At 64.6% G+C, this 14,548-nt stretch carries 6 protein-coding genes; 5 read left to right on the top strand and 1 reads right to left on the bottom strand.

The features are described from left to right. Positions 1-149: 149 nt before the first annotated feature. From glnE to map, 5 genes are all read left to right on the top strand, one after another. Positions 150-2,864: a bifunctional [glutamate--ammonia ligase]-adenylyl-L-tyrosine phosphorylase/[glutamate--ammonia-ligase] adenylyltransferase gene (glnE, locus tag H162_RS0100990; RefSeq protein ID WP_020651575.1), complete on the top strand. Its 2,715-nt coding sequence runs from the start codon at positions 150-152 to the stop codon at positions 2,862-2,864. A 380-nt stretch (positions 2,865-3,244) separates the two neighbouring features. Next, a complete protein-coding gene (locus H162_RS0100985; RefSeq protein ID WP_020651574.1) occupies positions 3,245-6,115 on the top strand; it encodes a TonB-dependent receptor domain-containing protein in 2,871 nt (956 codons plus the stop codon). A gap of 321 nt (positions 6,116-6,436) precedes the next feature. Further along, positions 6,437-9,340 carry a TonB-dependent receptor domain-containing protein gene (locus H162_RS0100980; protein WP_020651573.1) on the top strand — a complete coding sequence of 968 codons (2,904 nt, stop codon included), beginning with the start codon at positions 6,437-6,439 and terminating at the stop codon, positions 9,338-9,340. 324 nt (positions 9,341-9,664) lie between these two features. Then, complete coding sequence (locus tag H162_RS0100975; RefSeq protein WP_020651572.1) at positions 9,665-12,541, top strand: TonB-dependent receptor plug domain-containing protein; 2,877 nt, start codon at positions 9,665-9,667, stop codon at positions 12,539-12,541. Between the two features lie 157 nt (positions 12,542-12,698). Continuing rightward, entirely contained in the window at positions 12,699-13,460 is a 762-nt protein-coding gene (gene map, locus H162_RS0100970; RefSeq protein WP_020651571.1) for a type I methionyl aminopeptidase, read from the top strand. A 71-nt stretch (positions 13,461-13,531) separates the two neighbouring features. Here map and gap read toward each other — a convergent pair whose 3' ends face one another. Further along, a complete protein-coding gene (gene gap / locus H162_RS0100965; RefSeq protein ID WP_020651570.1) occupies positions 13,532-14,545 on the bottom strand; it encodes a type I glyceraldehyde-3-phosphate dehydrogenase in 1,014 nt (337 codons plus the stop codon). Positions 14,546-14,548: the final 3 nt, after the last annotated feature.

Below are 14,548 nucleotides of genomic sequence, written 5' to 3'. Positions count from 1 at the left end.
GAGATTCCCGCAAATTATTTCTTTAGTAACAGACAGCTTGCAACAGTCGCGGCGTCTACCTTACCATCATGCTGACCCAGGCAGCACGGCGGGCAATTCTACCGCATTGCACGCCTGCCGCAACGCAAACCATTGCTTGGATCCAAAAGATGAACCCTGCTTCCCCGGCGTGCGCGTCGCGCTTCTACCAACGCTGGCTCGACGCCGCGCCCGGCCGTGCGGCGCAGCTCGCCGATCTGGCTCGATTATCGCTGGCCCGGGCCGATTTCGGCGCGGTATTGGAACGGGAGCTGGCGGCCGGCCTGCCGCTCGAGCGCGCCATGCGGCGCCTGCGCAATCTCCTGATCTGCGCCATCATCGAACGCGACCTGGACGGGCGCGCCGAACTCGACGAGGTGGTGACGGCGATGACGGCCTTCGCCGACTTCGCGATCCGGACCCACGCGGCCGCGCTCACCGACGAGCTGGTGGCCATCCACGGCATGCCGGTCGGCGAGGAATCCGGCCGGCCCCAGCAGTTGATGGTGCTGGCCATGGGCAAGCAGGGTGGCGGCGAGCTGAACGTCTCGTCCGACATCGACCTGATCTTCGTCTACCCCGAGGACGGCGAGACCGCCGCCGGGCCCGGCCAGCGCCAGCTGTCCAACCACGAATTCTTCGTGCGCCTGGGGCGCAAGCTGATCGCCGCCCTGTCCGAGGTGATCGAGGACGGCTTCACCTTCCGGGTCGACATGGCGCTGCGGCCGAACGGCAAGTCGGGACCGCTGGCCGCCAGCCTCAACATGGTCGAGGAATACCTGATCGTCCAGGGCCGCGAATGGGAGCGCTACGCCTGGGTCAAGGCGCGCGCCGTCACCGGCGCGCCCGAGGACATCGCGGCCCTGGATGCGATCGTGCGCCCCTTCGTGTTCCGCCGCTACCTCGACTTCGGCGTGATCGATGCGATCCGCAACATGCACGCCCAGATCCGCGCCGAGGTCAAGCGCCAGGAGCGCCTGCACCCCGAACGCAGCCACAACGTCAAGCTGGGACGCGGCGGGATCCGCGAGATCGAATTCCTGGCCCAGGTGTTCCAGCTGATCCGCGGCGGGCGCGACCCGGCTTTGCGCGAGCGCTCGACCCGCGCCACCCTGCGCCTGCTGGCCGAGCGCGAACTGCTGACCCACGACACCGTCGCGCGCCTGCTGGACGCCTATACCTTCCTGCGCAAGCTCGAACACCGGGTGCAATACCTGGAGGACGCCCAGACCCATACCCTGCCGGCCAACGACGCCGACCGCCTGGCGGTGGCGCGGATGATGGGCCTGCCCGACGTGCCCACCCTGCTGGCGCGCCTCGAAGAGCAGCGCAGCTTCGTCGCCGCCCAGTTCGACGCGATCTTCGCCGACAAGGCCGAGAGCGCCGAGGCCGAAGGCCCGCTGCTGGCCGACGACCCGGAAAACCACGAAGCGATTGGAGCGCGCCTGGCGCAACTGGGCTTCGACGACCCGGCGGGGGCCGCCGCGCGCCTGGTCGCCACCCTGCAGGGACCGCGCATGGCCAGCCTGCCCGAGGCCAGCCGCGCGCGCCTGCTGGCCCTGGCCGATTGCGCCCTGCCCCAGATCGCGACCGTGGTCGGCGAGGCCGGCATCGGCAGCCACAGCGCCACCCTGGGCCGCCTGCTCGACTTCTTCGAAGCGATCGCGCGCCGCTCGGCCTACCTGTCGCTGCTGACCGAGTATCCGCACACGCTCGAGCGCGTGATCCGCATGATCAATGCCAGCGGCTGGGCCGCGACCTTCCTGACCCAGCACCCGCTGCTGCTCGACGAGCTGCTGGACGACCGCAACAACGGAGCCGGCGACCTGGCCGAGCTGGCCGCCAGCCTCGACCAGCAGCTGCTTGACGCGGCCGGCGACACCGAGCGCCAGCTCGACATCCTGCGCGAAGTCCACCATGCCCAGCAGTTCCGCCTGCTCGCGCTCGACCTGGCCGGCGAGCTCTCGGTCGAGCGCCTGGCCGACCACCTGTCGGCGCTGGCCGACACCATCGTCGGCGCCACGGTGCGCCACGCCTGGCGCACAGTGGCCACCCGCCATCGCGAGGAACCGCGCTTCGCGGTCATCGCGTACGGCAAGCTGGGCGGCAAGGAACTCGGCTACGTGTCCGACCTCGACGTGATCTTCCTGTACGACGACGACGACCAGGACGCGCCGCCCAACTATGCCAAGCTGGCCCAGCGCTTCATCACCTGGATGACGGCGCATACGGCGGCCGGCATCCTGTTCGACGTCGATATCGCGCTGCGTCCGGACGGCGCCAGCGGCATGCTGGTCTCCTCGCTGCAGGCCTTCGAGCGCTACCAGGACAGCGCGGCCTGGATCTGGGAGCACCAGGCGCTGACCCGCGCCCGCTTCTGCGCCGGCGACGCCGCCATCGGCGCGCGCTTCGAGGCGATCCGCGAGCAGGTGCTGCGCAAGGACCGCGCCGGCCAGGCCGAGGAGCTGAAGGACGAAGTGGCGCGGATGCGCAAGCGCATGCGCGACGCCAATGTCAACCGGTCCGACCTCTTCGACCTGAAGCACGATCCGGGTGGCATGATCGACATCGAATTCATCGTCCAGTATTTGGTATTGCGTCATGCCAGCGCCTGGCCGCAACTGACCGCCAACGCCGGCAACATCGCGCTGCTGCGCACCTGCGGCGAACTGGGCCTGATCGATGCCGACCTCGCCACGGCGGTCGCCGACGCCTACCGCGCCATGCGCAAGCTGCAGCACCAGGTGCGCCTGCAGGGGCAGGACAAGGCCCGGGTGGAGTCGCCCCTGGTGGGCCGGCATCCGGACAGCGTGCTGCGCCTGTGGCAGGCCTGCTTCGGCGAATAATTCCTCATCTCATCCAACGCCGCCCGGCCGGGCGGCATCCCCCTCTCCGTATCTCCCCCCTCTCCGTATCTCCCTCCTGGCGCGCGCACCCTTCCCGGGGCTCGCACACTTTTTTACTGCCCGCAAGCACATTTTTGCACCGCTCATGCGCAATCGATTGCTGCTGACTTTCTGGTCAGAGATATGTACACAATCTGTTGTTTTTTAGATAGATCCTCCTGGAAACATCGTTGACATAAAACAACGCAAAATGCTCTGATACATACGTGTATTCACGGCAGGCAATATCCGTTACAACGGTGCGCCCAGGTTCACACGGGATGTATTTCTAAACATATAAAGCCGTACCCGCACAACGGGAACGCAAAGATGGAGAGCACATGCAACAACGTACCAAGATCGCGGTGGCAGTGGCGTTCGCGCTGCATTCGATGACCGCACTGGCCCAGGACGCCATGCAGCGCGTGGAAGTGACCGGCTCGCGCATCCGCCAGGTCGACCTCGAAACGGCCCAGCCGATCCAGGTGATGAGCCAGGAACAGATCCAGAAGAGCGGTCTCGTCACCGTCGGCGACATCATCAACAACCTGTCCTCGGCCGGCACCCCGGCCTTCAGCAAGGGCTCGACCCTGACCTCGAACCGTGAACAGGGCGGCCAGTACATCAACATGCGCAACCTGGGCGCGAACCGCCTGCTGGTGCTCGTCAACGGCAAGCGCTGGACCCAGACCGTGGCCGGCTATACCGACCTGTCGACCGTGCCGTCGGCCCTGATCGAGCGCATCGAAGTCCTGAAGGACGGCGCTTCGTCGATCTACGGCTCGGACGCGATCGCCGGCGTGGTCAACATCATCCTGAAGAAGACCATGCAGGGCGGCACCGCCAGCGCCTACGTCGGCCAGAACGAAAAGAACGACGGCAAGACCAAGGATTACTCGCTCTCCTACGGCGCCGGCGACGAGAAGGCGTCGCTGATGTTCGGCCTGACCCACAGCGAGCAGGGCGAAGTCTGGGCCAAGACCCGCGACATCACCTCGTTCAGCTTCGGCCCGGAACACTACAACGCCGGCTTCGGCGGCGGCCCATGGGGCCGTATCCGCCAGGTCAGCGCCACCGGCGCGGCCAGCGGCTTCGACCAGATCCTGAACCATACCGGCAGCTACAACGGCGACGGCGTGGGCCAGGATTCGCGCAACCCGGCCAACTACCATCCGTACCGCTCCACCAACGATCCCGACGTGTTCAACTCGAGCAGCCAGATGATGTTCACGTCGCCGACCAAGCTGACCTCGATCTTCGTCAAGGGTTCGGTCGCGCTGCCCTACGACATGCGCCTGACCACCACCGCGATGTACGCCGACCGCGACTCGTCGCGCCAGATCGCCGGCTATCCGCTGAGCTCGACGGCCCAGGCCAAGTTCCCGGTCTACATCGACAGGAACAGCTACTACAACCCGTACGGCAGCTCGGTCGCCGGCGCCGCCGCCCAGGACCTGTTCTTCTACCGCCGCACCATCGAAGTGCCGCGCGTGACCGACAACAACAACCGCACCCTGCACATCGACGCCGCCCTGGAAGGCGAATTCGAACTGCGCAGCCTGCCGTGGAACTGGAGCGTCGGCTACAACCACAGCAGCGTCGACGGCAGCGTGCTGAGCACCGGTAACCTGAACCTGCTGAACCTGAAGAAGGCCCTCGGCCCATCGTTCCGCAACGCCTCCGGCGTGGTCCAGTGCGGCACCGCGGCGGCCCCGATCGCCCTGGCCGAGTGCGTGCCCTGGGATATCCTGGGCGGCCCGTCGGCCAGCACGCCCGAAGCGCTGGCCTACGTGATGTCGACCGGCCAGTCCACCTACGGCTCGACCGTCAACAGCGCCACCGCCGACCTGACCGGCGAACTGTTCAACCTGCCGGCCGGCGCCGTCGGCCTGGCGGGCGGCCTCGAGTACCGTGAAGTGCGCGGCTACGACCGTCCGGGCCAGTTCGAGCAGTCCGGCTATTCGACCGACCTGGCGGGCAACGCCACCATCGGCCGCTATACCGTGCGCGAAGCCTACCTGGAAGCGAACATCCCGCTGCTCAAGGGCGTGCCGCTGGCCGACTTCCTGAGCCTGAACCTGGCCTCGCGCTATTCGGACTACTCGAACTTCGGCTCGACCACCAACAGCAAGGCCAGCATGATGTGGAAGCCGATCAAGGACCTGCTGGCGCGCGGCACCTATGCCGAAGGCTTCCGCGCTCCGACCGTGGGCGACACCTTCGGCGGCGGCTCGCAATCCTTCGACTCCTACCTGGACGCCTGCGACAGCGCCTTCGGCGATGCGAAGAGCAACGCGACCACCATGGCCAACTGCCGTGCGAAAGGTGTGCCGGCCAACTTCCGCCAGGTCAACCAGGCGGGTTCCCCGGTCACCGCGGGCGGCGGCCAGACCCCGACCCCGTTCCAGACCGGCGCCGGCAATGCCTTCCTGACCCCGGAAACCGCCAAGACCCGCACCCTGGGCCTGGTGTACAGCCCATCCTGGGTGCCGGGCCTGTCGCTGTCGGTGGACTGGTTCAACATCCGTGTCGACAACCGCATCACCGCGGTCTCGGCAACCTACGTGATCAACCAGTGCTACGTCAACAACGTGCAGGGCTTCTGCGACGCGATCAAGCGTGACCCGCTCACCGGCCAGATCACCAACCTGGCGCGCGGCAACGCCAACCTGGGCCAGCTGGAAACCGAAGGCGTCGACCTGAGCTTCTCGTACCGCCTGCCGCGCAATGCCTACGGCCAGTTCGGCCTGCGCAGCGAAACCACCTACATCGACTCGTACAAGATCAAGAGCACCGCGACCGCGGACTGGGTCGAATACGCCGGCGAGTGGGATACCTACCGCGTGAAGTCGAACATCGCGCTGGACTGGAGCCTGGGCAACTGGAGCGCCACCTTCGCGACCCGCTACTACAGCTCGCAGAAGAACCGTTGCTGGACCACGTCGATCGAGTGCTCGGACCCGACCGCGAAGACCAGCTGGGGCACCGGCTACAACCGCCACAGCGCCATGGTCTACAGCGACCTGTCGATCGGCTACTCCCTGCCGTGGCAAGGCAAGATCCTGATCGGCGCCAACAACGTGTTCGACAAGAAGCCGCGCGTGAATTACAGCGCATCGAGCAGCTATGGCGGCACCGCCTCGTCCTCGTCGGTGAATCCGGATCTGCCGCTGGACCGCTTCGTCTACGTCCGCTACAACCAAGCGTTCTAACGCAATTTAATTGCGCAAAAAACCCGCCCGGCGCCAGCCGGGCGGGTTTTTTTGCTTTATAGAAATTTAGAACGACAACTGACCGCGGCGTCAATAAGCGACCAACAGTTAAACGGTAATTACGCGTTTCCGCAACATATCTGAAAAACGAGATGCATATACATTGACACTGCCGAGTCCTGAATGTTTCTATTGCAAACTTAAAAATTCGTTGAACCAACAGTTGAGCGCATTTTTTTAATCGGTCGCCGAGCGACCCTTCCCGATAGGCTGTACTGCAACCCAGTACGGCCGCGTTTTCACCCCTAGGAGTTTTGCAATATGATGGAAACAATCCTGTCCCGGTCGATCCGCGTGATCTGCCTTGGCGGCATGACCCTCGGCATGCACGCTGCTTACGCTCAACAAGCCGAGCAGCCGCTGCAGCGCGTCGAAGTTACCGGTTCCCGCATTCGCCAGGTCGACCTGGAAACGGCCCAGCCGATCCAGGTGATGAGCCAGGAACAGATCCAGAAAACCGGTCTGGTCACCGTCGGCGACATCCTGAACAACCTCTCGTCGGCCGGCGCGCCTGACTTCAGCCGCAGCGGCGCCCTGACTTCGAACAGCGAAGCTGGCGGCCAGTACGTCAGCCTGCGCAACCTGGGTTCGAACCGCCTGCTGGTCCTGGTGGACGGCAAGCGCTGGACCCAGACCGTGGACGGCTACACCGACCTGTCGACCATCCCGTCGTCGATGATCGAGCGCCTGGAAATCCTGAAGGATGGCGCTTCGTCGATCTACGGCTCGGACGCGATCGCAGGCGTGATCAACATCATCCTGAAAAAGAACATGCAGGGCGGCCAGCTGTCCCTGTACACCGGCCAGAACGAAAAGAACGACGGCAAGAACAAGGACTTCTCGCTGAGCTACGGCGCCGGCGACGACAAGGCCTCGCTGATGTTCGGCCTGTCGCACACCGAGCAAGGCGTCGTGTGGCCATCGACCCGCGCCATCACCTCGACCACCTACGGTCCGGCCCACCCGTTCGACGGCCTCGGCGCGTCGCCATGGGGCCGCATCACCCCGGTGAACGCGGCTGGCGGTTCGAACACGAACCCGGCAACCGGCGGCTTCAACCGCATCCTGAACCACACCGGCACCTATGACGGCGTCGGCGTCGGCGCCAACTCGCGCGACCCGAACAGCTACCACGCCTACACCGGCGCGGCGGCGGACAAGTTCAACTCGAGCCAGGACATGCACCTGCTGTCGCCGAACAAGCTCGACACGCTGTTCGTCAAGGGTGAAATCGCCCTGCCGAAAGACATGCGCCTGAAGACCACCGCGATGTACTCGCAGCGCCAGTCCACCTCGCAGATCGCCGGCTACCCGCTGCAGTCGACCTCGCAGGCCGCGTACAAGGTCTACATCGACAAGGACAGCTACTACAACCCGTACGGCAACCAGGTTGCTGGCGCCGGCCTCGGCCAGGACCTGTTCTTCCAGCGCCGCACCATCGAGATGCCGCGTATCACCGACAACGAAAACCGCACCCTGCACGTCGATGCGACGCTGGAAGGCGAATTCGCGGTCCGTGACCTGGCGTGGAACTGGAGCGCTGGCTTCAACCACAACAAGGTTTCGGGCTCGGCGACCGGCACCGGCAACATCAACCTGCTGAACCTGAAGAAAGCGCTGGGCCCGTCGTTCCGCAACGCCGCCGGCGTCGTGCAGTGCGGCACCCCGACTGCGCCGATCGGCCTGTCCGAGTGCACCCCATGGGACATCCTGGGCGGCCCATCGGCCTCGACCCCGGAAGCCCTGGCCTACGTCAACTCGATCGACCAGCGTTCCTACGGTTCGACCATCAACAGCGCCACCGCCGACATCGGCGGCGAACTGTTCCAGCTGCCGGCCGGCGCCGTCGGCCTGGCAGTCGGTGTCGAACACCGCGAAGTCAAGGGTTCGGAAGTCCCTGGCCAGTTCGAACAGTCGGGCTACTCGACCAACCTGTCGGGCAAGCCGACCTACGGCCGCTACACCGTGCGCGAAGCGTACGCCGAGCTGAACGTCCCGGTGCTGAAGAACAAGCCGTTCGCTGAACTGCTGAGCTTCAACCTGGCGACCCGCCACTCCGACTACAGCAACTTCGGCGTGACCAACAACAGCAAGGCCAGCTTCATGTACAAGCCGGTCAAGGACCTGCTGACCCGCGGTACCTGGGCTGAAGGCTTCCGTGCACCGACCCTGGGCGACACCTTCGGCGGCGGCTCGCAGTCGTTCGACACCTTCCTGGATCCGTGCGACACCCGCTTCGGCGAAGCGTCGAGCAACGCGGCCGTGCAGGCGCGCTGCGTTGCCTCCGGCACCAGCGCAACCTACCGCCAGCTGCAGCAGGCAGGCACCCCGATCACCAGCACCAACGGTACCCAGTCCCTGGTGGCTTTCAACTCGGGCGCAGGCAACAGCTTCCTGGAACCGGAAACCGCGACCACCAAGACCGTCGGCTTCGTGTACAGCCCGTCGTACCTGCCAGGCTTCAGCCTCGGCCTCGACTGGTACAACATCAAGGTCGAGAACCGCATCACCGCGATCACCGCCGAGTACGTGGCCAACGAGTGCTTCATCGAAGGCAACACGAACTTCTGCAGCGTGATCAAGCGTGACCCGATCACCGGCCAGATCACCACCCTGTCGCGCGGCAACGCCAACCTGGGCGAGATGGAAACCGAAGGCCTGGACCTGGCGGTCAACTACCGCCTGCCGCGTACCGCCTACGGCCAGTTCAGCGTGCGTAACGAAACCTCGTACGTCGACAAGTTCCGTACCCGCAGCAGTGCCGGTTCGGACTGGAACGAGTACGCCGGCGAGTACTTCTACAACCGCGTGAAGTCGAACACCTCGATCGACTGGGCACTGGGCAACTGGAACGCGACCTGGGGCTTCCGCTACTACAGCCCGGTCAAGGACCAGTGCTGGGATCGTGACGAAGGCATCGAGTGCAACATGCCTGACCACGAAGCCACCTTCGGTACCGGCGCCAACAAGCTGGGTTCGGTCACCATCCATGACCTGAGCGTCGGTTACAAGACCTCGTGGAACGGCCGCATCCTGTTCGGTATCAACAACATCTTCGACAAGAAGCCACGCATCGTGTACAACACGCAAGCCGACGCTTCGTCCGTGGATGCCGACCTGTCGCTGGACCGCTTCTTCTACGTCCGCTACAACCAGTCGTTCTAATCGCAATATAATTGCGCAAAAAGCCCTCCCGGCGTGAGCCGGGAGGGCTTTTTTGCTTTTGAACGAACGGTATTCGGACAGTCAGTGACTTTCGAATTGAAACCAAGAATGTTTCACGTTTACGCAACATTGTACATATTCGTACATATTCTGTATTGACACCCTGCTCTCGCAAATGCTCTGATTGCCGCCTCGAAATTTTTTACCTAACCCCGGAAAAGAAATTTCGAGGACCTTTGTGACTTTGTCACCGTGGCAACAGCCAGGGGGACTGGCTTTGCCATGTTCAACACTCGGAGAAATTTGTAAATGATGGAAAAAACTTTGTCCCGGTCGATCCGCGCGATCTGCCTGGGCGGCATGACCCTCGGCATGCACGTTGCCACCGCCCAGGAAGCCGGGCAGCCACTGCAGCGCGTCGAAGTCACCGGCTCGCGCATCCGCCAGGTCGACCTGGAAACCGCGCAACCGATCCAGGTGATGAGCCAGGAACAGATCCAGAAGAGCGGCCTGGTCACCGTTGGCGACATCCTGAGCAACCTGTCGTCGGCAGGCGGCGAACCGGCCTTCAGCAAGGGCGGCGCCCTGAACAGCAACCGCGAAAGCGGCGGCCAGTACATCAACCTGCGCAACCTGGAATCGAAGCGCCTGCTGGTGCTGGTGGACGGCAAGCGCTGGACCCAGACCGTGGACGGCTTCACCGACGTCTCCACCGTGCCGGCAGCCATGATCGAGCGCATCGAAGTCCTGAAGGACGGCGCCTCGTCGATCTACGGCTCGGACGCGATCGCGGGCGTGGTCAACATCATCCTGAAGAAATCGCTGACCGGCGGCCAGATCAGCCTGTACACCGGCGCCAACGAAAAGGCCGACGGCCGCAACAAGGACTTCTCGCTGACCTATGGCGCCGGCGACGACAAGGCCTCGCTGATGTTCGGCCTGTCGCACACCACCCAGGGCGCGGTCTGGCCGGGCACCCGCAACATCACCTCGACCACCGGCGGCCCGAACCACCCGACCGCAGGCCTGGGCGTCGGCCCATGGGGCCAGATCCGTCCGGTCGCCGCCAACGGCGGCCCGGGCACCGGTTTCAACAAGGTCCTGAACCACACCGGCAGCTATGACGGCAAGGGCGTCGGCGCCGACCCGCGCAACCCGGCCAACTACCACGCGACCGGCACCGGCGCTGACGACCGCTACAACACGTCGCAGGACACGACGTTCATCATGCCGAACAAGCTGGACACGATCTTCACCAAGGGCCGGATCCAGCTGCCGAAGGACATCACCCTCAGCACCACCGCGATGTACTCGCAGCGCAAGTCGACCCAGCAGCTGGCCGGCTACCCGCTGCGCTCGGACAGCCAGCCGGGCTTCCCCGTCTATGTCGACAAGGACCACTACTGGAATCCATACGGCAACCAGGTAGCGGGCGCCGGCAATGGCCAGGATCTGTTCTTCAACCGCCGCACGATCGAAGTGCCGCGCGTGACCGAGAACGAAAGCCGCACCCTGCACCTGGATGCCGCACTGGAAGGCAACTTCGAGCTGCGCGGCCTGCCGTGGAACTGGAGCGCCGCCTACAACTACAACGAGGTGTCGGGCACCTCCAACAGCACCGGCAACCTCAACCTGTTCAACCTGAAGAAGGCGCTGGGACCGTCGTTCCGGAACGCGTCCGGCCAGATCCAGTGCGGCACTCCGGGCAAGCCGATCGCGCTGGCAGAGTGCGTGCCGTTCAACATCCTGGGCGGCCCGTCGGCCTCGACGCCGGAAGCGCTGGCCTATGTGATGTCCAACGGCCAGGCCAGCTTCGGCAGCAAGGTCAGCAGCGCCAACCTCGATCTCTCCGGTGAAGTGCTGCAGCTGCCGGCCGGCGCGCTCGCGGTCGCGGGCGGTGTCGAGCACCGCGAAGTCGAAGGCTACGACCGTCCTGACCAGTTCGCGCAATCCGGCTTCTCGACCGACCTGGCGGGCAACCCGACCTTCGGCAAGTACATCGTGCGCGAAGCCTACCTGGAAGCGAACATCCCGGTGCTGAAGAACGTGCGCTTCGCCGAACACCTGAGCTTCAACCTGGCCACCCGCTACTCGGACTACAGCAACTTCGGCAACACGACCAACAGCAAGATCAGCTTCATGTACAAGCCGGTCAAGGACATCCTGACCCGCGGTACCTATGCCGAAGGCTTCCGTGCGCCGACCGTGGGCGATACCTTCGGTGGCGGCACCCAGTCGTACGACACCTACCTGGACGCCTGCGACACCCGATTCGGCGAAGCCGGCCGCAACCCGGGCGTGCTGGCGCGCTGCCTGGCCGCGGGCGTGCCGAACAACTTCCGCCAGATCGACCAGACCGGCGCTCCGATCAAGAGCGTCGGCGGCGCCCAGGGCGGCAGCCCGTTCCAGGCCGGCGCCGGCAATTCCTCGCTGCAACCGGAAACCGCCACCACCGCGACCCTGGGCCTGGTCTACAGCCCGTCCTGGCTGCCGGGCTTCTCGGCAGCGGTGGACTGGTACAACATCAAGGTCGACAACCGCATCAGCGAGATCTCCGCGAACTACGTCGTCGAGCAGTGCTACATCCAGGGCGTGGGTTCGTTCTGCAACGCGATCAAGCGCGATCCGGCGACCGGCGCCATCATCAACCTGTCGCGCGGCAACGCCAACCTGGGCCAGCTGAAGACCGAAGGCTTCGACGTGGCGCTCGGCTACCGCCTGCCGCGCACCCAGTACGGCCAGTTCACCGTGCGCAGCGAAACCTCGTACGTCGACTCGTACATGGTCAAGAATTCGGCGGACGCGCAGTGGTATAACCGTGCGGGCGACTACTTCTACAACCGCGTGAAGTCGAACATGTCGCTGGACTGGAGCCTGGGCAACTGGAGCGCCACCTGGACCGCGCGCTACCAGAGCGGCGTGAACGACGAGTGCTGGGACGTGCAAGCCGGCATCGAGTGCAACCGCCTGAACGACAAGGGCGAATGGGGCACCGGCGTGAACAAGCTCGGCTCGCTGACCTACCACGACGTCAACGTGGGCTACAAGACCCCGTGGAACGGCCGCATCGCACTCGGCATCAACAACCTGTTCGACAAGGGCCCGCGCGTGACCTACCGCGGCGGCGCCGATGCCGCACCGGTCGACGCCGACCTGCCGCTGGACCGCTTCGTCTACGTCCGCTACACCCAGTCGTTCTAAGCAGTACTCCCGGTCCGCAAGGGCCGGGCTGGACGCCTGATCGATGCCCGTCCGGCCATGCCGGGCGGGCATTTTCCACTCCCGCGCCACCGCTTGCGCGCGACAAGGTATCATGGCGGCTTGCCGGCCGTTGGCCGGCGCTTTTTTTTTGCATGCGATGATCAAACTCAAGAACGACAAAGACCTGGCCAAGATGCGCGTGGCGGGCCGGCTGGCGGCCGAAGTGCTGGAAATGATCGGCGAATACGTCGTCCCGGGCGTGTCGACCGAGGAACTGGACCGCCGCTGCCACGACTACATCCGCAAGGTGCAGAAGGCGACCCCGGCCAATGTCGGCTACCACGGCTTCCCGAAGACCCTGTGCACCTCGATCAACGGCGTGGTCTGCCACGGCATCCCGAGCGAGAAGGAAGTGCTCAAGGACGGCGACATCATCAATATCGATGTCACCGTGATCAAGGACGGCTGGCACGGCGACACCAGCCGCATGTACTTCGCCGGCACCCCGAGCCCCGAGGCGCAGCGCCTGGTCGAGACCACCTATGACGCCATGATGGCGGGCATCCGCGCGGTGCGCCCCGGCGCACGCCTGGGCGACGTCGGCCACGCGATCCAGAAGCTGGCCGAAGCCGCGGGCTACTCGGTGGTGCGCGACTACTGCGGCCACGGCATCGGCCGCGTCTACCACGAGGAACCGCAGGTGCTGCACTACGGGCGTCCGAACACCGGGCTGCTGCTCAAGGAGGGCATGACCTTCACCATCGAGCCGATGATCAATATCGGCGCGGAAGACGTGGTGCAGCTGGAGGATGGCTGGACCGTGATGACGCGCGACGGCTCCCTGTCGGCGCAGTGGGAGCACATGATTGCGGTGACGAAGAACGGCGCGGAGATCCTGACGCCATGGCCGGGCAAGTAAGTTCTTCCTGACCCGCAGACCAAAAGAAAAGCGCCCCGCAGGGCGCTTTCCTTTTTGGCCTTGGCCGTGGATTACTTCGCGTTCATCAGCGCGACAGTGGTGTCGAGCATGCGGTTCGAGAAGCCCCACTCGTTGTCGTACCACGACGACACCTTCACCAGGCGGCCCGACACCTTGGTCAGGGTCGCGTCGAAGTTCGACGATGCCGGGTTGTGGTTGAAGTCGATCGAGACCAGCGGTTCGGTCTGGTAGGTCAGGATGCCTTTCAGGGCGCCCTCTTCCGCTGCCGCCTTCATCAGCTGGTTGACTTCTTCCACGGTGGTGTCGCGCTTGGCGATGAAGGTCAGGTCGACCAGCGAGACGTTGATGGTCGGGACGCGGATCGCGAAGCCGTCCAGCTTGCCATTCAGCTCAGGCAGCACCAGGCCGACCGCGGCGGCGGCACCGGTCTTGGTCGGGATCATCGACTGGGTGGCCGAACGCGCGCGGCGCAGGTCTTCGTGCATCACGTCGGACAGCACCTGGTCGTTGGTGTAGGCGTGCACGGTGGTCATCAGGCCGGTTTCCAGGCCGATGGCTTCATGCAGCGGCTTGACCAGCGGGGCCAGGCAGTTGGTGGTGCAGGATGCGTTCGAGATCACGGTGTCGGTGCTCTTCAGCACGTCCTGGTTGACGCCGAACACGATGGTCGCGTCCACGTCCTTGCCGCCCGGCGCCGAGATGATGACCTTCTTGGCGCCGCCCTTCAGGTGGGCCGATGCCTTCTCTTTGGTGGTGAAGAAACCGGTGCACTCCAGGACCACGTCCACGCCCAGCTCGCCCCACGGGATTTCGGCCGGGTTACGCTGCGCGAACACGCGGATCGGATCGCCATTGACGATCATCTTGTCGCCATCGACCGTGACGGTGCCCGGGAACTTGCCGTGCGCGGTGTCGTAACGGGTCAGGTGGGCGTTCGATTCTGCGTTGCCCAGGTCGTTGATCGCCACGATCTGGATGTCCTGTTTCTTGCCGCCTTCGTAGAAAGCGCGCAGGACGTTGCGGCCGATGCGGCCATAACCATTGATTGCAACTTTAATCGTCATTAC

The sequence above is a fragment of the Massilia niastensis DSM 21313 genome (genome assembly GCF_000382345.1).
Lineage (GTDB): Bacteria > Pseudomonadota > Gammaproteobacteria > Burkholderiales > Burkholderiaceae_D > Telluria > Telluria niastensis.
This window is presented reverse-complemented; position numbering and strand designations above follow the sequence as displayed.